The following is a 19,032-nucleotide window of genomic DNA, read 5'->3' as shown; positions in this document are numbered from 1 at the left end:
CGCGATGGGGCCTGACCTGCCTACACCAGACTCTCGCGAACCATCTCCAGAAACGTCGCCACGACCCGCCGCGAACTCTGCTCGCGCAAGCACACCAGCGTCTCCGTCAGACGCCGCGTGCAATCGGTAATCGGCAACGCGCAAACCCTTGAGTCGGCACCGAACTCGGCGGCCGACACCACGCCAACCCCAATCCCCACGACCACCGCTTCGCGCGCCGCTTCGCGGCCTTCAACCTGAATCGCCGGGCGAATGCGGTACCCGGCGCGGGCCATTTCCTCTTCCAGTGTCTGGCGGGTCACCGAGCCGATTTCCCGTAGCACCAACGGTGTGTCGTCCAGGTCCGCGAGGCAAATCGACTCGCGATCGGCCCACGGGTGATTGCGTGAGACAAACGCCACCATCGGGTCATTGCGCAGGGGCAACGAGATCAGCCGCTCATCACTGACATCCCGACCCAGCAGCGCCAGGTCGGCCTGATAGTTGAACAGGCGAAACAGCGACTCATCGGTATTGCCGGTTTCAATCTTTACGCTGATGCCGGGGAAGCGTTCGCAAAACCTTGCGATCTGCGGCAGCACATGCACCGGCGCATCCACCGCGAGGATCAGGCTGCCGGTCTTCAACGCCTGGGAGTCGTGAAGCAACTCCTGCGCCTCGGCTTCAATGACGAACAACCGCTGGGTGATGCTCAACAAGCGTTCGCCCAGGTCGGTCAGGCGCACCGAGCGTTTGTTGCGGTGGAACAGCAACACAGCAAATCGCTCTTCAAGTTTGCGCACCTGGTCGGAAATGGCCGGTTGTGTGAGAAAGAGCCGTTCGGCGGCTTTGGTAAAGCTTCCGTGGACGGCCACGGCGTGGAAGGCTTTGAGCTGGGCGTGGGAAACCGACATCGAAAACCTCCAGTAACAAGCTGAGCTTATTTTGGAAATACGATAAATCGATTTCACTTATTATTCAGTAATTGTTTCTATCCGTTTCAACCCCGTGACTGCTCAGTCGATCAGCATCGGTGGCCATGAGCCTGTGCGTGTAACAGCAGGACTCATCTGACCGGTATCGCTACAGGGAATCCGCGATACCGCAGTGCTCAACAATAAAAACACAGGCGTTTTCTTCCAAATTCTGCCGGCACACTCACACCCTGAGGTCAGAACCACAATGAATAATCACATCGGCACCATCAAGCGTTGGCGCGTGCAGATCTTCGCGATCACCTGGCTCGCCTACGCTGCTTTCTACTTCACCCGCAAAGCGTTTTCCGTGGCAAAACTGGGGATCGCCGAAGACCCCACCTTCATGCTCGACAAAATGGCCATGGCCAACCTCGACGCGATCTACCTGGCGGCGTATGCCCTCGGGCAATTCACCTGGGGCCTGCTTGCCGACCGCTTTGGTCCCCGGGTCGTGGTGCTTGGCGGGTTACTGATTTCGGCGGCGGCTGCGCTGGTGATGGGCAGCTTCGCGACACTGCCGATCTTCGCCACCTGCATGTTGATTCAAGGCCTGGCGCAGTCCACCGGTTGGTCGGGGCTGTGCAAGAACATCGGCAGTTTCTTCCCTGCACAGCAGCGCGGAAGGGTGCTTGGGTTGTGGAGCTCCTGCTACGCCTTTGGCGGGTTGGTGGCCTCGCCGTTTGCCGGTTGGTGGGCCTACACGCTCATCGGCACCTGGCATGCGGCGTTCATTTCCAGTGCGGCGGTGGTTGGGCTGGTCGCCGTGCTGTTTTTTATTTTTCAACGCAACAAACCGCAAGACGTCGGTCTACCGGCGGTGGACATCGAACCTGAGTTGACGGCTGAAGAGGCTGACGCCCAAAGCAGGATCAGCGTTCTGCAACCCCTGAAGGAAATCCTGCGCAACCGCACGGTGCTGGTGTTGGGTCTGGCGTACTTTCTGCTGAAGCCGGCGCGTTACGCCATTCTGTTGTGGGGCCCGGTGATCGTTTTCGAACAGATGCCGACGGTGGGCAAGGTCGGCGCGGCGATAATTCCGACTGCGTTCGAACTGGCCGGATTGCTCGGGCCGATTCTGCTGGGGCTGGCCTCGGACAAACTGTTCGGCGCTCGCCGCATGCCGGCCTGCGTGATCAGTCTGTTGGCGCTGACCGTGTCTCTCGCCTTGTTCATGGGCGCCCTGCATACCGGCAGTGTCTTGCTGGTGGTGGCCTTGCTGTTTGTCATGGGCCTGACCCTGTACGGGCCGGACTCGATGATCAGCGGCGCGGCGGCGATTGATTTCGGCACCGCCAAGGCAGGCGCGACGGCGGCAGGTTTCGTCAACGGTTGCGGTTCGGTCGGGGCAATTCTCGGTGGGTTGCTGCCAGGCTACTTCGACTCGGTCACGGTGTTCATTGTCTTCGCCGGCTGCGCGTTGTTCTCGGCCCTGGTGTTGATCCCCCACTGGAACAGCCGCCCGGCTGGCCTGCGTGCCAATTACCCGTTCGTGCCCAATCGGGCGATGGCCATCAAACCCCTGCGTACCTGAACCCTGTCCCTTGCAGCCTGCTGCGCTGGCGGCAGGCTTGCGTGTGGGTATCTGACTGGAGATTTTCCCATGAGACCCTTTTGGCTGGACCAGGCCTTAAAGGCTGATACGTCCGACACCTGCCCGGCGCTGGAGGGCAACACCCGCGCGGATGTGTGCATTGTCGGTGGCGGCTACACCGGGTTGTGGACTGCGATCATGCTCAAGGAGCAGAACCCGGAACTCGATGTGGTGCTGATCGAAGCGGACGTTTGCGGTGCCGGCGCCAGTGGCCGCAACGGCGGTTGTGCGTTGTCGTGGTTGGCCAAGTACTTCACGCTGGAGCGGTTGTTTGGCGTCGAAGAGGCGGTGCGCCTGGTCAAGGAGTCCGAGCGCAGCATTTACGCGATTGGCACCTTCTGCGAGCAGTACGGCGTGGACGCCGATTTCCGCCTCGATGGCACGCTCTATACCGCGACCAATCACGCCCAGTGCGGCTCGACCGATGCGGTGATTGCCGCGCTGGCGCGCAACGGCATCAACTCGTTCACCCAACGGCCGGTCGCCGACGTGCAACGCATGGCCGGTTCCCGAAAGCACTTGGAGGGCTGGTTTTCGCCGGCCGCCGCCAGTGTGCAGCCGGGCAAACTGGTGCGCGGCTTGCGCCGGGTGGCGTTGCAATTGGGCGTGAGAATTCACGAAAACACCGCGATGACCGGGCTGGAGGAGGGCTCGCCGGCAGGGGTGGAAACGCCGAAAGGAACGGTCCGCGCGGATCGGGTAGTGCTGGCGATGAACGCGTGGATGGCCCGGGCGTTCCCGCAGTTCGAACGCAGCGTGGCGATTGTTTCCAGCGACATGTTGATCACTGAACCGCGACCTGATCTGCTCAATGAAATCGGCCTGACCAGCGGTGTCACCGTCCTCGATTCGCGGATTTTCGTGCACTACTACCACAACACCCCGGACGGGCGAATCATGCTCGGCAAGGGCGGCAATACGTTTGCCTACGGCGGGCGAATGCTGCCGGTGTTCGATCAGCCGTCACCGTACGCCGGGTTGTTGAAGGACAGCTTGAGTGAGTTCTTTCCGGCGTTTGCCGGGGTCAAGGTCGAGTCCACCTGGAATGGTCCCTCGGATCGCTCGGTCACCGGTTTGCCGTTCTTTGGCCAGATGAGTGCCAGCGGGAATGTGTTCTACGGGTTCGGGTATTCCGGCAGCGGCGTTGGTCCGTGTCACATGGGCGGGCAGATTCTTGCCTCGATGGTCCTTGGGCTGGACAACGCCTGGACTCGTTCGCCATTGGTGAACGGCCCGCTGGGGTTCTTCCCGCCGGAGCCGATCCGTTACCTCGGTTCCCTGATGGTGCGCAACGCCATCCGCCGCAAGGAGCGCGCTGAAGATCACGGGCGCCGACCACGGCATCTGGACGTGCGCCTGGCCAAATTTGCGGCGGCGGCCGGCAAAGCGGACAAGGGCTGAGGGCTTTAGCGACGGATCAGCCAATCGAGCAGCAAACGCCCGTCGCTGCGTGGTCGATAAGCGGCACCCGGTTTGGGCGGGCGGCCGGCGGTGGCGCACAACACCGGGCGATCCGGGTCGCTGTCGAGAAAACTGATGAGCACCTCGGTGCCGGCGATTGGCAGCCAGTGCGGATCCCTCCGGCCGTCCGGCAGGGTGAGGGCTACAGGCAGCCACAGGCCGGCTGATTCGTCCCCGTCGTCTTCGAGCGTTGGCCATAACCTGACGTGTATCCGGCCTTGGTCATCCAACTGCGCCGGCTGCCCGATCGGCCCTAGCACGCGCGCCGTCTGATACCCCGGAATGCTCGGCCGGGGCTGTGTGCGCGGGGGCCTGAATTCCGTTGACCAGGGAATCGCGGTGAATTGATTGCTGTAGCGCCGTGGACGTTGATCGGCAAGGATTGAAGGCTGCTGTCCCTGGTGCCGGACTTCTGTGATCAGCCACTGATCGTTGAAGCCCGCCAGTGGATGCCCCGTCACTTGTACGATGCTTCCACTGCGCAAGTCGGATTCATTGCATCGGCCTTCAATCTGCTGATGGTGGCAGCGCATTCGCTCCAGCAACCGCCGACTGAGCTGCTCACGGTGCGCCTGCTCGGGGGACGGACGAGCGGTTGAAGGAGATGTGGCTGCAATGGCGTGGTTGGCCGCGCCGTCATCGATTGCCTGAGTGCCGAGGTTGTGGACAATGCGGCGTTCAGGTTGGGCGCGCGCGCCATGACGCTGGAACAGCTCATGGATTACCGGCGCAGAAATCTGCTCAATCGAAGTGTCCTGGAAGGGCAGCCGCAGCGGTTCCTGCGGAAATTTCTGAGTGTCATCGGCCAGCACCAACACATGCCCGTCGTGCCGATGTTCGAAGTGATAGTGGATGCCTTCTTCTTCGCAAAGTCGCTGCAGCAGTGCCAGGTCGGTCTCTTCGTACTGAATGCAAAAAGGTCGGGGCGGGTAGTGCCCGGTTGCCAGATCCAGGCGATAGCTGGTCTCGGGCAGTGCATGTTCCTGGAACAACCGATGCAGGATCGCCGGCACACTGAGGCGATCGAACACCCGACGTGAGCGGTGACGGTCGAGGTTTTGCAGGTAGGGCACCAGGACAAGGTGATAGCCAATGCGATGCGGGCCGCGATGTTCAAGGCTGGCGCTTTGAACAATGCCGTGAATGCCGCTGTGATCGCCCAAGTTCAGATAAGCCGGTTGTTGCAGCAGCCGGTCGAGGTTGATCGCCGGTGCCAGGCTGATCATTTCAATGCTGAACCGATAGGGCTGGTTCAGGCCTTCAGCGCCACTGAACTGCAACACCTGCAGGCGCAATCCGCTTTTGAGGAGGGTCAGGGTGTAGAGACTTTCCTTGTCGTTGTGCATTGAACACGCTTCTGCCATGGAATGGGACGCGAAGGGTACGAAACCAAGCCCCTCAATGGTCACCGCAAATCGGCATTTCAGAATCGTCCTACGAGTGCTGGTGAATATGTCGATCGGCGAGGGCGCTGAATCAGTCCGCATTTTTTGGTCGATTGCCAACTTTAGGCCGTATAAACTTGCACAACGCGTCGGCCAATAGATGTCTCGGCGCCACAGATCAAGAGAGTGAGTAATGGGCGCACAGTGGAAGGTTAAACACAAAGAAGCGGCATCCAACGCCAAAGGCAAGATTTTCGGCAAACTGGTGAAAGAAATCACCATTGCTGCGCGCAACGGTGCCGATACCGCCACCAACGCACATCTGCGACTTGTGGTTGAACAGGCCAAGAAAGCCTCGATGCCCAAGGAAACCCTCGATCGCGCGATCAAGAAAGGCGCGGGCCTGTTGGGCGAAACCGTGCAATACCATCGCGTGACTTACGAAGGCTTCGCCCCGCACCAGGTGCCGCTGATCGTTGAATGCGTGACCGACAACATCAACCGCACCGTGGCGGAAATCCGCGTGGCGTTCCGTAAGGGCCAACTGGGTGCTTCCGGCTCCGTGGCGTGGGACTTCAACCATGTCGGCATGATCGAGGCGTCCCCGGACAGCCCGGACGCCGACCCGGAAATGGCCGCGATCGAAGCCGGTGCCCAGGATTTCGAACCGGGTGAAGACGGCGCAACCCTGTTCCTGACCGAACCTGCGGACCTCGACTCGGTGCAAAAAGCCCTGCCGGAGCAAGGTTTCACGGTGTTGTCGGCGAAACTGGGCTATCAGCCGAAGAACCCGGTCAGCGGATTGAGCGATGAACAAATGGCTGAAGTCGAAGCGTTCCTGGAAGGCCTCGACAACCATGATGATGTACAGGATATGTTTGTGGGTCTGGCTGGGTAATTTGACTCTTCAGTAATACCGCTATCGCGAGCAGGCTCACTCCTACATTGGATCTCCGTCATACACAGATCCAATGTAGGAGCGAGCCTGCTCCGGGCGGCGTTGCGACGAATGACCGCGAAGCGGTCACCGATCCTGCAGCTCCCGCACAATCTCGCTGAACCCCGGTCGCTTCAGCACCTCTGGCTGACAGCAGCGCTCCTGCAACACTTGCAGCTCCTCGCGCGCGATATTGCTCAACCCCGAGTCGATGCGTTCCAGCAGTTCCCCCAGCAACACACCAAATGCCCGCACCTCGATGCGCTGCAGCGCCCGGCTTTCATGGCTGTCCACCGTCGCGTGGAAAGACGCGGCGCCAAAATCGCCCAGCAGGCAATCGCCGTGCTCGTTCCACAGGATGTTGTGGCCATAGAGGTCGCCGTGGGTGATGCCTTGGCGGTGCAAATGCCTGGCCGCCGAAGCAATGCCATGGGCAATGCGTAAGGCCACGCGCGCGCTGAAACGGGTGTTTTCGGTGTAGATGTCGCGGGTGCAGGACGCCAGGCTTGGCAGCGCGGCCAGGTTGCGATAACTCGGGTCAATCAGTTGCATCACCAGCCCGGCCTGCTGCTCGGGATGACCGACGATTCGGCCTTTGACCTGGATCAGGTTGGGGTGAAGGCCTGCGGTGATGCAGGCATTCATTTCGTGCAGCGGTGAACCATCGCTGGTCATTTCACCCTTGTAGAGCTTCACCGCGACCGATGTCTGCGGATGCCCCTCCGGGCTCCAGGTCGCCCGATGAATCACCCCCGAAGCGCCTTCGCCCAGCAACTGTTCCAGACGCAATTGGTCCCACTGGATAAGCGGCGTGGCTTGCAGCGCAGCCGCATCGGCTTCGGTTTCCAGGGGGTTACCGGCGTACGCCAGCCAGGTCAGGCTGGGCAAGGTCAGCAGCCATTCGGGAAGTTCGCTGAGCTGATTGGCGGCGATGCGGATCAGTTCGAGCCGATGGCACTGGCTCAAGCTTCGCGGCAGGCGCTGCAAGCGGTTACCGGCGAGCATGAGTTTTTGCAGGTAGGGCCGCTCGCCCAGTTCCATTGGCAGTTCGGTGATGCGGTTGTCGGTCAGGATCAACCAGCGCAGCAACGGTGGCAGCGCGGCGGCCGGGACCGTTTCGATGGCATTGGCCTTGAAGCCGATCATCGTCAGCGCGGCGCATTGGCCCAGGCACGCAGGCAGCTCGGTGAACAAGTTGTCCGAGCAGAACAGCACGCGTAAACGGGTCAGGCGATGGAGGTCATCGGGCAGGCTGCTCAGGGCGTTGCCGCTGAGGTTGAGCACTTCCAGCGAGTCCGCCAGGTCGAAGATTTCCCGGGGGAACTCTGTCAGGCCGCAGGCCAGGTCCAGGCGGGTGATGCCAGTCAGTTGGCCGGCGCGCAGTTGGGCGAGGGTATCCATGAGCGGGTTCGCTTTTGATCAAGTGAAGGCGCAGGGGCCCGGAAATGGGCGACATGATAACGGTAAAGGGTTCGCGCTTGTCAGGCCGTTGCGCGCACTTCCAGCAACTGCCCCAGACGGCTACGCGTGCGGGCCAGATCGATGGCATCGCCGCCCAGGCTTTCGCGCAGTGATTGCAGGCCGAGCAATGTCAGGTGCTTGTCCTGATCGTATAAAACGTCGATCAAATTGATGAAACGCTGCTGCGCGGCGATCGAACAGTCGGCCAGGTTGGGCAGTTCGTCGATGATCCAGTGATCGAAGCGCCGGCACAGCTCCAGATAATCCATGACGGCGGTAGGGTGTTCGCACAGGTCGCCAAAGGTGAACGCGATGGTCCGTTCTGCGCAGTGCTGCGCTTGCAGGTGGCGGGTGCCGACCGCTAGTTGCAATGGCGTGGGGTTGCGTTCGGGCAGGTTCAACGCCTGACGTTGTGCGACGCTGCCCGGCCAGACATACCGGCCCTGGGTGAACACCTGTTGCACGTGCGTTCGCACCTGACTGCGGTAGTCATGCGGGCCGCCGACTTCCATCACGTGCATGCGGGCGTGGATCAGGTCGATGACCGGTTTGAAACGCGCATGGTAGAGCGGGTTGGGCAGCAAGCCTTCCGGCGGGTAGTTGGACGTCACCAGCAACAGGATGCCGCGACGAAACAGTGCCTTGAACAGTCGCGTGATGAGCATCGCATCGCCGATGTCATGGACGTGAAACTCGTCGAAACACAACACCCGGCAATCGTTCAGCAGCTCATCGAGGGTGGATGCCAGCGCATCGGGCTGATCGCGATGGATGAACATGCCCTGGTGCAATTGCGCAAAAAACTCATGGAAGTGCAGGCGCTGTTTTGCCTCGATAGGGATCGCCTGGAAGAAACCGTCGAGCAACCAGCTCTTGCCGCGCCCGACCGCACCATGCAAGTAAAGACCGGGCGGCGTTTTCGCCGACGCACCCAGCAGCGCCGTGGCGTGCTGTGCCATGCAGTCGATCACGCGCTGCTGGCTATGGCTGAGGGTATAACCCTGGGCATGGGCCTTTTGCCGAAAGTAGTCGTGGACGGCTTTACCTGCCGCCATCCCGCAGGCAGGGGCCGCGAGCGTCTTGCCGAACAGGCCGCGCAAGGAAGGCAAGCGCGGTGTGAGTCGCGAACGGTCAGGCGGTCGAGCGGCCATGGTCATGTCACCCCGAAATCGTCAGGCCGGCTCCCCGAGCAGCGGCGGCGTAGTGTAACCAGTTGGGGAATTTCCCTTCCAGTCATGTCGACGGACGCCGCGTTTTACACCCACCTGAAACGAATCAGAACTGCACCGTTTTCTTGAGCATCTGCGCTGCTGGCGTGTCGCTCGGGCTGACCATCGCATAGTTGTAGCCGCCGCCGGACCAGTACTCGGCCTGCAACTCGCCGTCGCTGCGACTGCCTCGTGGCAGCAAATTGTTTTTCGGGCCTGGTGGGCGCACGTAGAAGCTGATCTTGTGCCCGCCCTGATCCTCGTAAACCACCATGGCCGCCGGCCCTTGTTCGGTACTGAGCAAACGGCCGCTGACCGGTTTGAAGCCTGAACTCGACAAGTCAGGCAGGCGATGGGCCTGGGTGAAATAACGGTCGAGCCAACCTTGCATGTCGCCGTCGGCGACGGCTTTGTAGTCCGCCGGCAGGATGCCTTGCTGGGCGATCAGGCGATAAGCCTGCATGGCATCGGCCATCGGCGTCTGGGCGCTGGCCAGGGTCATCTCGCGCGCTTGCCAGCCGCTCAATCCACCCACGGCAACAGCGATCAACAGCACCGCCGCGCTGGCCAGATGACGACGGGACTGGTGTTTTAGGCGCTGGCGAATCAGCGCCGGGTCGAGGTCCTGATTGACGGGGAGTTGCAGCGTGCCGCTCAGGGCGGCGCGCAATTGTTGAGCATCCTGCTGCCAGGCGCGCACTTGCACGGCCACTTCAGGGTGACTGGCCAGATAGGTTTCCATCAGGTGTCGGTCGGCGTCGTTGAGCTGGTGATCGACGTAGGCGTGCAGGTCACGCTCGCTCGGGGGCATGCTGATCATTTGAGTATCCGCAGAGAAGGGCTGGTGATTTCGCCGTCGCTGAGCTGGCGCAAGGCCTGGCGTGCGCGGGACAGGCGGGACATCACGGTGCCGGTAGGGACGTTGAGAATCGCGGCGACCTCTTTATAACTCAAACCTTCCACCGACACCCAGAGCAGCAGCGCGCGCTGTTCGGTGGTGAGCTGATCGAAGGCTTGCAGTGTCGATTGGGCAATCACCGTGCGCTCGACCGATGGTTGTGCGTCGTCACGCCCGGTAAAGAATTCGAGCATCCGCGCATAGCGCCGGGAACGGCGGTGGGCATCCAGAAACTGGCGATAAAGGATTGAAAACAGCCAGGCGCGCAAGTCGCCCTCGGGGCGTTTGTCGCCCCAACTCGACAGGGCGCGCTCCAGGCTCGACTGCACCAGATCGTCGGCAGCGCTGGGATTGCGCGTCAGCGACACCGCGAAACGCCGCAGCCTGGGAATGATTTCTCTGAGTTGTTCGTCGATATCGTTCATGGGGAAGGGTGTGTCTTGAGTCAGTGAAGGGCGGCATTGACAAGGAAGACGCCGGCTACTGCAGGTTATTCCCTCTACTGGAAAAGAAAATCCCACGGTCCACTTTCTGTAGGACTGTTCCTATCTGGTTGTAATCCATGTAACGGCATCAAGCGTCGTGGCTCAACCCTCATAACAAGCGCAACCGGCACTCAGTTCAGCCGGCCTTGAGCTTACACATTGAGCCCGTTGAGACTTTTTTCATGCAAGAGCACGCAATCACCCTCAAACCAGCATTAGCCTATTGTGCGATGCCTGTGTCCGCAGTCGATCAGGAGCTTTGGCAGCCTTTTGCTTGTGGGCCGACGGTCAAGCCAGCGTTCTCCTTGATTCATCATGCAATCGAAGCGCAAGCCGTGACCAACCCACAAGGTGTTGCGGCCCATTGCCTGGGTGAATCCATCACCTACCGAGAATTGAACAGACAGGCCAATCGACTGGCTGCCTTGTTGATAAAGGAAGGCGTCAATCCAGGTGATCACGTTGCCTTGTTCGTGGAACGGTCGATCCCCATGCTGGTAGGCATGTTGGCCGCGTTGAAAGCAGGCGCGGCCTACATTCCCCAGCACGTGGGGATCACCCCTGCGACGCAATTGCGCCACATCATGGAGGTTGCCAACACACGTTTGGTGCTGACGCTGTCGAACCTGCAGTCGCAGATTCCCCTGACTGCGGCGCAGCACTGCATTTGCCTCGATACGTTCATGTCCGAGGCGTCAATGCAATCGGACGAATTGAACGTGGCCTGTACGCCGTTAATGACCCCGGATCACCTGTGCTTCCTTTTGTTCACCTCCGGTACCACCGGACAGCCCAACGGGGTTCGGGTTACCCAGCGTAATGTCTGCAATATTCTGCTGACGGAACCTGGCAACCTCGGCATGAAGCCTGGGCTCAAGGTCGGGCAGATTCTAAACATCGCCTTCGATATGGCCGCCTGGGAGATTTTGGGTTGCCTGGCCCATGGCGCGACGTTAATGATCCGTGGCAAAGACATTGCTCAGACTGCCGAACAATGCGATGTACTGATCGCCACGCCGTCGATTCTCGGCACGCTCGATCCGGAACGTTGCCAGCAGGTCAAGGTCGTTGCCGTTGCCGGTGAGCCGTGTCCACAGCCGCTGGCCGATCGCTGGTCTTCGTTCTGCATTTTTTTCAATGCCTGCGGACCGACCGAAACCACCATCGTCAACACCATGCAGCGCTACCAGACCGGTAAGGCCCTGACCATCGGCAAACCCACGCCCAATAACACGGTGTACGTACTCGATGAAAACGGTCGACCTTGTGCCACAGGGGTGCAAGGGGAGATGTGGGCTGGCGGGGATTGCGTGACGGCCGGATACCTGGGGAATACCGCTCTCACTGCCGAACGTTATCGCCCCGATCCCTTTCTCGGTGAGAACCGGATGATGTTTCGCACTCGCGACCTGGGACGCTGGACAGAAGATGGCGAGCTCGAACACTTGGGGCGCGTCGATGATCAAGTCAAGGTGCGGGGTTTTCGGGTTGAACTCGATAGCGTGTCCGCGGTGCTGGAGTCGTGCGCCTCCTGCGAGAGGGCGGTCACGCTGAAACTCGACAGTCGTCATCTGGTTGCCTTCGTCAGCCCCGCGTCCACCGATGTCGAAGAGGCGAGACGTCTCTGCGAGGAGCGCCTCGCCTACTATTGCGTACCTTCGTTGATCATCGCTGTGGACCACATTCCCCTGACGTCACGGGGTAAAGTCGACAAGCGGCTGCTGCTGGAACAAGCGCAACAGGCCAGGCTTGATGTCAATGTTGTACCAACGGTGAGCGCATGAGCACCGCCGGCGGTCTACCCGCCAAGCGTGCGATTTGGCGACGGCTCGGAACGCTGTCGGTGTTCTCTCATTACAACCGCCTTGTGGCATTGGTACTGGTACTTAATGGTGCCGCGCTGGCGCATGGGTTGAACGCGGGGCAATGGTGGACCCCCTCCGGTGTTGCACTGGAAATGCTGGCGGGGTTGGTGTTGGCGAATCTGTCGTTGGCGATTTTGATTCGTCAGCAATACGTCATCAACCTGCTGTTCTGGCTAGCCACCCGGGCTCCCACCCGTTGGCCGCTGCCGATTCGTCGTTCATTGGCCAAGGTCTATCACTTTGGTGGGCTGCACAGCGGCGCAGCCTTGGCAGCCATTGGCTGGTTCGTGGCATTGCTAGGCTCATTGGGTTGGCATTGGATTGATGACAAGGGCGGCGTTTCGACAGCGCTTCTGTGGGTGAACGCAGCACTGCTGGGCGTGTTGTTGCTGATAGCGACCATGGCGCATCCCGGGATTCGCTCACGTTTCCACAATGGATTCGAACGAACACATCGCTTCGGTGGCTGGACGGCGCTCGCTTTGTTTTGGGTATCGACCTTTGTGTTTGCCCGTGATCAGAACCCGCAAGTGCCGTTGCAAGAAGTACTGGCCACTTCTGTTCCCTTTTGGATGCTGGTGGTCCTGACGTTCAGTATTGCGCTGCCATGGCTGCGTTTACGCAAAGTGCCGGTGCAGTTACTCAGGACTTCATCCCACGCTGTGATTGCCCGGTTCGGGCATGTCACGCCGTTTGCAGGTTCGTCAAACGCCATCAGTCTCAATCCGCTGCTGGAATGGCATTCGTTTGCCAACATTCCCGCGCCGGGGCAGGCCGGTTTCCGCCTGATCATTTCCCGTGCCGGGGACTGGACCGGCGAATTCATCGAGCAAATGCCGACTCACGTCTGGGTCAAAGGCATTACCACCGCAGGTGTGGCGCACATAGAAACCCTGTTCAAGTCGGTGGTGTATATCGCGACCGGTAGTGGTATTGGCCCGGTGCTGCCTCATCTTCTTGCCAGGCAGGTACCGATACATCTGATCTGGTCGACCCGCAACCCACGCAAAACCTACGGTGACGAACTGGTGGAGGAGATTCTCCGGGCCGAGCCCGACGCCTTGATCTGGGACACCGATGTGCTCGGCAAACCCGATCTGGTGCAACTGGCCTATGACGCAGTTCAAGCGACCGGTGCAGAGGCCGTGATCTGCATTTCCAACCAGGCACTGACTCAACGTGTGGTAGAGGAAATGGAAGGTCGGGGTATTCCGGCCTATGGCGCGATCTGGGATTCCTGAGGTGTGAGCAAGTGCTCGCCATTCAACCATTATTCAACGAGGTCACCATGTACACATTGATCGAACGTCATGATCGAGTCGTATTGATTCGTCTCAACCGCCCGCAAGCCCGGAACGCCCTGAATGATGAACTCATGCGCGAATTGCTGGACATCCTGCAACGACTGGATCGGGACCCGCAGGTGGGGTGTTTCGTCCTGACGGGTACGGAGGATTTTTTCGCCGCTGGCGCCGATATCAAGGAAATGCAGCAAAAGTCATATCTGGACATGGTTCACGAGGATTACTTTGCCGGGTGGGAAGCCTTTGCCGCGTTACGTACCCCCAAACTGGCAGCCGTCGCCGGATATGCCTTTGGCGGCGGTTGTGAGTTAGCCATGATGTGCGACCTGATCTTTGCTGCCGACAACGCGCAATTTGCTCAACCGGAGATCAAACTGGGCGTGATGCCAGGCATCGGGGGCACCCAGCGTCTCACGCATCTGATCGGCAAATCCAAAGCCATGGACATGATTCTGACCGGACGTTCGATGTCTGCCCAGGAAGCCGAACGGGCGGGGTTGGTGTCGAGAGTGATTGCCGCCGCCGATCTGCTGGAGGAGTCCCTGGCAGCGGCGCAGACCATCGCCGGTTTTGCCAAGACCGCTACCATGGCGGCGCGCGAAGCGGTTGATCGTGCGCTGGAGTCTGGATTGCGCGAAGGTCTGCTGTACGAGCGAAGGGCGTTCCATGGGTTGTTTTCCACCCCTGGGCAACAAGAAGGCATGCAGGCTTTTCTCGATAAACGTGAGGCGCGTTTTAACCCCGTGTAACGGGCCTCTGGTATTCGTCGCTCGCGGTGATTTGAAAGAAACTACAGTTCAGGGGGAATAATCCTACGTGACGTTCGTCTCATAGGTCCTTCCCCCTATGGCCGATGGCCCTGGAGTCTTTCATGGTTGATCGCTCAACACCGCCCACACGGCCACCGCTGAGTGGCGCAAGCCTGACACTGCGTTTGACCGGCATCGCCGTGGTGGTCGCCGCGTTGGCCGGGGCCTTTGCCTACGTCAACGGCACCTTTGACCCACAGCGTCTGACACCCAAAAAACTGATCAATGTGCTGGAAACCAACAACGGTGTGCACCCTGGATTCCGTCGTAACCACGCCAAAGGTGTGTGCGTGATCGGTCATTTTGAAAGCACCGCCGAGGCGCGCCCCTTTTCCAGCGCCCAAGTGTTCAGCGAGGCTCAGACCCCGGTGGTCGGGCGGTTCGCGTTGCCTGCCGGCAATCCTTACGCACCGGACAGCGCCGTGCCGATTCGTAGCCTGGCGTTGCGTTTCACTCAGGCCAACGGTCAGCAGTGGCGCACCGGCATGAACAGCATGCCGGTATTCCCGGTGGGCAGCCCTGAGGCGTTCTACCAACTGCAGCAAGCCCAGTCGCCGGATCCCGCCACCGGCAAACCCAACCCTGCGGCGGTTCCGGCGTTTTTCGGCTCCCACCCGGAAGCGGCGCCGTTCCTGGCCTGGATCAAAACCGCCAAGCCGTCGGCCAGTTATGCGACAGAGTCGTACAACAGCGTCAACGCGTTTTACCTGGTGAATGCTGCCGGTCAACGCCAGGCAGTGCGCTGGAACATGGTGCCGGTGGCTCAGGATGCGGCGGGTGCCGCCGCGCCTGAGGGCAGTGATTTTCTTGAGAAAGACCTGGTTCAGCGCTTGTCGGCCGGGCCGTTGCGTTGGCAGTTGAAGATCACGCTGGCGAACCCGGAAGACCCGGTCAACGACGCCAGCAAGGCCTGGCCTGACGGTCGTAAAGTGTTGAATGCCGGCACCTTGGTGCTGGAGCGCACTCAGCCACAGCTCAATGGCGAGTGCCGCGACATCAACTACGATCCGCTCGTGCTGCCCAGCGGTATCGAAGGTTCCGACGACCCGTTGCTCGCTGCTCGTTCAGCCGGTTACGCCAGTTCCTACTTGCGTCGCACCAGTGAAGTCAGTCAGTTGCCCGCCGCTAAACAGGAGGCTCGACAATGAGCGCTCAACCGAACCATTTCGCGCCATTGGCGCGGCTGCTGCATTGGCTGATGGCGCTGATGATTATTGCGATGCTGTTTATCGGTGCGGGAATGGTGGCCTCGGTGTCCGAGCGCCATGAGTGGTTGATTCATCTGCACAAGCCGTTGGGCATTGCGATATTGCTGCTGGTGATCGTGCGTGTGTTCGTGCGCTTTTCCACGCAACAGCCACCCTTGCCAGAAGACCTGCCGGGGTGGCAGGTGCTGGCGGCCAAGGCTTCGCACCTTTTGCTGTACGCATTGATGTTTGTGTTGCCGTTGCTCGGTTGGGCAATGATTTCGGCAGCGGGCGACCCGGTGATGCTGAGCCATTCAATCCAGCTGCCGTCGATCCTGCCGGCCAATGCTCAGGTGTTCGCGTTCCTGCGCAAGGCGCATGGGTACTTGGCGTATCTGCTGTTTTTGACCGTGTTGCTGCACTTGGCGGCGGCGTTGTTTCACGGTTGGGTGCGGCGTGATGACGTGCTGGACAGCATGTTGCGGGGCAAGGGTCGCGGCTGATCCCTGTAGCAGCTGCCGAAGGCAGCGTTCGGCTTATGTAGCAGCTGCCGAAGGCTGCGTTCGGCTGCGAAGCAGTCGTCATCAAAAACACCGCGGTTGATCTGAAACACCGCGGTGTTGGTTTTTACGACTGCTTCGCAGCCGAACGCAGCCTTCGGCAGCTGCTACATAAGCCGAACGCAGGCTACGCCAGCTGCTACATGAGCCGGGTAATCAGCGCAGGGTGTCGATCATGTCGGCGACGGTGGTCAACACGTCTTTACCCAATTGCTTCGAGCGTTTTCCGGACCAGCCAGTGAGCGCATTCGGCGAATCGTTGTTGTCCTTGAACGGCATTTCCAGGGTCAAGGACAGGCAATCGAATTTCTGACCGACGCTGTTGCAAGCCAAGGTCATGTTGGCTTTACCCGGCTCATCACGGGTGTAGCCATGCTTGGTCTGGAAGTCCTTGGTCAGGTGTTTCAGATGGCTGCGGAAATGCTCTTCGAGTTTTTCGATTCGCGGCGTGTATCCAGGGTTGCCTTCACAGGCAGCGGTGAACACGTAGGGGATTTCTTCATCGCCGTGGATGTCGAGGAACAGGTCGACGCCATACTTTTCCATCTGCTGCTGAACGAACAGCACTTCCGGGCTGGTTTCCTGACTGGCGCTCTGCCAGGCACGGTTCAGGTCCTGCCCCATGGCGTTGGTGCGCAGATGACCATGGAAGGCGCCGTCCGGGTTCATGTTCGGCACCAGGTACAGGTCGGCGCTGGCCAGCAGTTTGTTCAATACCGGGTCATCGTGTTTTTCCAGGCGTTCGATGACGCCCTCCATGAACCATTCGGCCATGTGTTCGCCGGGGTGTTGCTGAGCGATCATCCAGACTTTGCGCCGGCCTTCGGCACCCGTGCCTTTACGCAGCAATTGAATGTCACGCCCTTCGACGCTCTTGCCGGTGGCCAACAGTTCGGTGCCAGCTTTGGTCAATGCCTGTTCGATCAACCAGTCGTGACGGCCACGGCTATAGGGTTCGAAGTAGGCGAACCAGGCGTGGGTCGCGGTGGCTTCGAGGCTGAAGCGCAGGCAGTCGCCTTCGAAGATGGTGGGTACGCGGAACCAGTTGACGTGGTCGTAGGACGCAACGGCCTGATAGCCGTCCCAAGCCTTGTTATAGGAGGACTTGCTGGCGTTGTTCAGGCGAAACCAGTGCTCCTGACCGACGTGAAGACCGCTGGCCTTGAAGTGGAACCATTGAAAGTGTTGGCTGCGGGTGTCGGGTTTGATGGCCAGCAATGCTTGAAGCGGATTGCTGATATCCAGCACTTCAATGTTGCCACTGTCGAAGTTTGCACTGATGTCGAAGGAAGATTTAGCCACGGTCATAATCGATATCCAGAATATGATTTTATGGCGGCTACTTTACACGCAAGACAGGGGGGAAACCGAGGGAAATTGCGGGGTGCAGAGGGGGGCGTCCTCCTTGACGCCGACGCAGCTTAGAGACTGTGCGATTGATTCTCAAGTGCTATTTTTACATTGGTTTGGCCCAATGATGCCGGGCTTCTCTTGCCAACCGATATTCTTTTGATATTATCCGCGCCATCGAATTTGCAGCACCCAAAGACTTCATTAGCCTGAAGGTAAAAGCCAGAATAACTGGCAAAAAAAAGACCCGGCAAAAAGCCGGGTCAAAAACCGTGATTAGCCTGATGAGGAGATAGTCCAGAAGACCGACCTAAGGTCATTTGGACAATCGACTGATCTCGCGACCAGCTGCATGCAATAATAATCATTCTCGTTTGCAAGTCAAATGAATTTATCTGCACGATGGGAAAATTCTTTCCCGTCTTCCCCAGAAGTACCTTCGCTTCACACGTTCTGATGCGCTTGCAATGACCGATCGATCATCGCCTTGGCCATGTCGATCATGTGCACCGTCGAAAACGCCAGGTCGCGGCTTGCACCGTGCAGGTTACTGGCGGACTCGTGTGCAGTCGCCGCAGCGCATCGCAACAAATCCGAGGCATGAACCAGTGCTTCTTCAGCACTGATACCCGGGTTCACATCAAAGAAACGCTCGACCGTCGCGGCTTCGGACACAGTTGGTTTCAAGTAGTAATCCAATGCTCGTTGCGCGGCAGCACTGCCTTTTGGCGAGGTCAGGGTGGTATCGATTTGCATGTCTGGCAGGTCGTTGCTGGGTAACGTCATGACGATGGCAAGCTCCGTGATAGATTCAGATCCGTGAATCCATCCTAGTACGAACTGTATTTGTGACAGGGATTTAAATACTACAATTTGTGTTTTGTTGGTCGGAGTACCCCACGTATCGTGCCGCACATGGATAAATGGATTGAGTTGGTCAAAGCCAAGATGAGTGAGCTCAAAGTCACTCAAGAGGTACTCGCCGACCGCCTCGGGATGTCCCAGGGTGGCGTGGGTCACTGGCTGAATAAACGCCGTTCGCCGAGCATCGAAGACATGAATCGTGTCTTGCGCGCGCTCGGGATGGATTTTCTGGAAGTGGCGATGGTGATTCGCGAGGTCTTGCAGGATGACGAGCCTTGCCTGACACACAAGTACAACCCGTACTTCCGCTACCCGGTCAGTGACTGGCGGGAGCCCGCGCAAGTGCGTGACGGTGAGTTATCGGTCTACGGCAAGCCGCGTTTCGAACTGACCGATTACCACGCGCAGGGTGCTGCGTTTTGGCTGGAGGTGGTGGGCGATGCGATGACTGCGCCCACGGGCATAAGTATCGCCGAGGGCATGATGATCCTGGTCGATCCGGCCATTGTGCCAGAGCCCGGAAAACTGGTGATCGCGCAGTGGTCGGACAGCACCGAGGCGACCTTTCGCAAACTGATCGAAGAGGGCGGGCAGCGTTACCTGGTCCCGCTCAATCCGACGTATCCGAAAGCCCTTTTCACCGAGGAGTGTCGAATACTCGGCGTAGTGGTTCAGGCAACGGCCAAATTCTAATCAGATCGGTCCTCGCAA

At 59.5% G+C, this 19,032-nt stretch carries 17 protein-coding genes; 9 read left to right on the top strand and 8 right to left on the bottom strand.

Annotation, left to right across the window (positions count from 1 at the left end; translation table 11 throughout):
• Positions 1-20: 20 nt before the first annotated feature.
• On the bottom strand, positions 21-893 hold the full coding sequence (locus C7534_RS18685) for a LysR family transcriptional regulator (RefSeq protein ID WP_109786634.1): 873 nt from the start codon (positions 891-893) through the stop codon (positions 21-23).
• A gap of 268 nt (positions 894-1,161) precedes the next feature.
• On the opposite strand from C7534_RS18685, the gene C7534_RS18680 reads away from it, so the two are divergent.
• Together C7534_RS18680 and C7534_RS18675 are read left to right on the top strand one after the other, a co-directional pair.
• Positions 1,162-2,487 (top strand): MFS transporter, encoded by a 1,326-nt coding sequence (locus C7534_RS18680; RefSeq protein ID WP_109786633.1) that lies wholly within the window; start codon positions 1,162-1,164, stop codon positions 2,485-2,487.
• Between the two features lie 69 nt (positions 2,488-2,556).
• The gene (locus tag C7534_RS18675; RefSeq protein WP_109786632.1) at positions 2,557-3,948 is read left to right on the top strand and encodes an FAD-dependent oxidoreductase; all 1,392 of its coding nucleotides are present in this window, start codon (positions 2,557-2,559) and stop codon (positions 3,946-3,948) included.
• 5 nt (positions 3,949-3,953) lie between these two features.
• On the opposite strand, the gene C7534_RS18670 is transcribed toward C7534_RS18675, so the two are convergent.
• Positions 3,954-5,354, bottom strand: coding sequence for a type VI secretion system Vgr family protein (locus tag C7534_RS18670; RefSeq protein WP_109786631.1), 1,401 nt, complete (start codon positions 5,352-5,354; stop codon positions 3,954-3,956).
• Positions 5,355-5,586: 232 nt separating this feature from the next.
• Between C7534_RS18670 and C7534_RS18665 the strand changes: the two genes are divergently transcribed.
• Positions 5,587-6,291, top strand: coding sequence for a YebC/PmpR family DNA-binding transcriptional regulator (locus tag C7534_RS18665; protein WP_109786630.1), 705 nt, complete (start codon positions 5,587-5,589; stop codon positions 6,289-6,291).
• A gap of 126 nt (positions 6,292-6,417) precedes the next feature.
• On the opposite strand, the gene C7534_RS18660 is transcribed toward C7534_RS18665, so the two are convergent.
• The 4 genes from C7534_RS18660 to C7534_RS18645 form a co-directional block, all read right to left on the bottom strand.
• Positions 6,418-7,731: a protein kinase gene (locus C7534_RS18660; protein WP_109786629.1), complete on the bottom strand. Its 1,314-nt coding sequence runs from the start codon at positions 7,729-7,731 to the stop codon at positions 6,418-6,420.
• 80 nt (positions 7,732-7,811) lie between these two features.
• Positions 7,812-8,942, bottom strand: a complete 1,131-nt coding sequence (zapE, locus tag C7534_RS18655; RefSeq protein WP_109786667.1) for a cell division protein ZapE — start codon at positions 8,940-8,942, stop codon at positions 7,812-7,814.
• Between the two features lie 124 nt (positions 8,943-9,066).
• Positions 9,067-9,819 (bottom strand): anti-sigma factor family protein, encoded by a 753-nt coding sequence (locus C7534_RS18650; protein ID WP_046032544.1) that lies wholly within the window; start codon positions 9,817-9,819, stop codon positions 9,067-9,069.
• Entirely contained in the window at positions 9,816-10,322 is a 507-nt protein-coding gene (locus tag C7534_RS18645; RefSeq protein WP_109786628.1) for an RNA polymerase sigma factor, read from the bottom strand. Before C7534_RS18645 ends, C7534_RS18650 begins: the two co-directional genes overlap by 4 nt.
• Positions 10,323-10,612: 290 nt before the next feature.
• On the opposite strand from C7534_RS18645, the gene C7534_RS18640 reads away from it, so the two are divergent.
• The 5 genes from C7534_RS18640 (at position 10,613) to C7534_RS18620 (ending at position 16,050) form a co-directional block, all read left to right on the top strand.
• Positions 10,613-12,166, top strand: a complete 1,554-nt coding sequence (locus tag C7534_RS18640) for an amino acid adenylation domain-containing protein (protein WP_256594781.1) — start codon at positions 10,613-10,615, stop codon at positions 12,164-12,166.
• On the top strand, positions 12,163-13,488 hold the full coding sequence (locus tag C7534_RS18635; RefSeq protein WP_109786626.1) for a hypothetical protein: 1,326 nt from the start codon (positions 12,163-12,165) through the stop codon (positions 13,486-13,488). The genes C7534_RS18640 and C7534_RS18635 overlap by 4 nt, the downstream gene beginning before the upstream one ends.
• A gap of 47 nt (positions 13,489-13,535) precedes the next feature.
• Entirely contained in the window at positions 13,536-14,300 is a 765-nt protein-coding gene (locus C7534_RS18630; protein WP_046032540.1) for an enoyl-CoA hydratase-related protein, read from the top strand.
• A gap of 122 nt (positions 14,301-14,422) precedes the next feature.
• Positions 14,423-15,508 carry a catalase family peroxidase gene (locus tag C7534_RS18625; protein ID WP_109786625.1) on the top strand — a complete coding sequence of 362 codons (1,086 nt, stop codon included), beginning with the start codon at positions 14,423-14,425 and terminating at the stop codon, positions 15,506-15,508.
• On the top strand, positions 15,505-16,050 hold the full coding sequence (locus C7534_RS18620; RefSeq protein WP_109786624.1) for a cytochrome b: 546 nt from the start codon (positions 15,505-15,507) through the stop codon (positions 16,048-16,050). Before C7534_RS18625 ends, C7534_RS18620 begins: the two co-directional genes overlap by 4 nt.
• A 213-nt stretch (positions 16,051-16,263) precedes the next feature.
• On the opposite strand, the gene C7534_RS18615 is transcribed toward C7534_RS18620, so the two are convergent.
• Positions 16,264-17,415, bottom strand: a complete 1,152-nt coding sequence (locus C7534_RS18615; protein WP_109786623.1) for a M14 family metallopeptidase — start codon at positions 17,413-17,415, stop codon at positions 16,264-16,266.
• A gap of 486 nt (positions 17,416-17,901) precedes the next feature.
• The gene (locus C7534_RS18610; RefSeq protein ID WP_046032536.1) at positions 17,902-18,243 is read right to left on the bottom strand and encodes a DUF6124 family protein; all 342 of its coding nucleotides are present in this window, start codon (positions 18,241-18,243) and stop codon (positions 17,902-17,904) included.
• A 129-nt stretch (positions 18,244-18,372) separates the two neighbouring features.
• Here C7534_RS18610 and C7534_RS18605 point away from each other — a divergent pair, with 129 nt between their 5' ends.
• Positions 18,373-19,014 (top strand): LexA family protein, encoded by a 642-nt coding sequence (locus C7534_RS18605; protein ID WP_046032535.1) that lies wholly within the window; start codon positions 18,373-18,375, stop codon positions 19,012-19,014.
• Positions 19,015-19,032: the final 18 nt, after the last annotated feature.

The organism is Pseudomonas sp. OV226 (assembly GCF_003148705.1).
In the GTDB taxonomy this organism is placed as follows: domain Bacteria; phylum Pseudomonadota; class Gammaproteobacteria; order Pseudomonadales; family Pseudomonadaceae; genus Aquipseudomonas.
The sequence above is the reverse complement of the archived record's forward strand: the minus strand, read 5'-3'. Positions and strand labels throughout refer to the sequence as shown.

Bases quoted from the DNA above. Each gene is read 5' to 3' on its own strand.
- C7534_RS18625 (WP_109786625.1), top strand. From the start codon at position 14,423: ATGGTTGATCGCTCAACACCGCCCACACGGCCACCGCTGAGTGGCGCA.
- C7534_RS18620 (WP_109786624.1), top strand. From the start codon at position 15,505: ATGAGCGCTCAACCGAACCATTTCGCGCCATTGGCGCGGCTGCTGCAT.
- C7534_RS18675 (WP_109786632.1), top strand. From the start codon at position 2,557: ATGAGACCCTTTTGGCTGGACCAGGCCTTAAAGGCTGATACGTCCGAC.
- C7534_RS18635 (WP_109786626.1), top strand. From the start codon at position 12,163: ATGAGCACCGCCGGCGGTCTACCCGCCAAGCGTGCGATTTGGCGACGG.
- C7534_RS18605 (WP_046032535.1), top strand. From the start codon at position 18,373: ATGGATAAATGGATTGAGTTGGTCAAAGCCAAGATGAGTGAGCTCAAA.
- C7534_RS18615 (WP_109786623.1), bottom strand. From the start codon at position 17,415: ATGACCGTGGCTAAATCTTCCTTCGACATCAGTGCAAACTTCGACAGT.
- C7534_RS18640 (WP_256594781.1), top strand. From the start codon at position 10,613: ATGCCTGTGTCCGCAGTCGATCAGGAGCTTTGGCAGCCTTTTGCTTGT.
- zapE (WP_109786667.1), bottom strand. From the start codon at position 8,942: ATGGCCGCTCGACCGCCTGACCGTTCGCGACTCACACCGCGCTTGCCT.
- C7534_RS18650 (WP_046032544.1), bottom strand. From the start codon at position 9,819: ATGATCAGCATGCCCCCGAGCGAGCGTGACCTGCACGCCTACGTCGAT.
- C7534_RS18610 (WP_046032536.1), bottom strand. From the start codon at position 18,243: ATGACGTTACCCAGCAACGACCTGCCAGACATGCAAATCGATACCACC.
- C7534_RS18630 (WP_046032540.1), top strand. From the start codon at position 13,536: ATGTACACATTGATCGAACGTCATGATCGAGTCGTATTGATTCGTCTC.
- C7534_RS18685 (WP_109786634.1), bottom strand. From the start codon at position 893: ATGTCGGTTTCCCACGCCCAGCTCAAAGCCTTCCACGCCGTGGCCGTC.
- C7534_RS18645 (WP_109786628.1), bottom strand. From the start codon at position 10,322: ATGAACGATATCGACGAACAACTCAGAGAAATCATTCCCAGGCTGCGG.
- C7534_RS18670 (WP_109786631.1), bottom strand. From the start codon at position 5,354: ATGCACAACGACAAGGAAAGTCTCTACACCCTGACCCTCCTCAAAAGC.
- C7534_RS18665 (WP_109786630.1), top strand. From the start codon at position 5,587: ATGGGCGCACAGTGGAAGGTTAAACACAAAGAAGCGGCATCCAACGCC.
- C7534_RS18680 (WP_109786633.1), top strand. From the start codon at position 1,162: ATGAATAATCACATCGGCACCATCAAGCGTTGGCGCGTGCAGATCTTC.
- C7534_RS18660 (WP_109786629.1), bottom strand. From the start codon at position 7,731: ATGGATACCCTCGCCCAACTGCGCGCCGGCCAACTGACTGGCATCACC.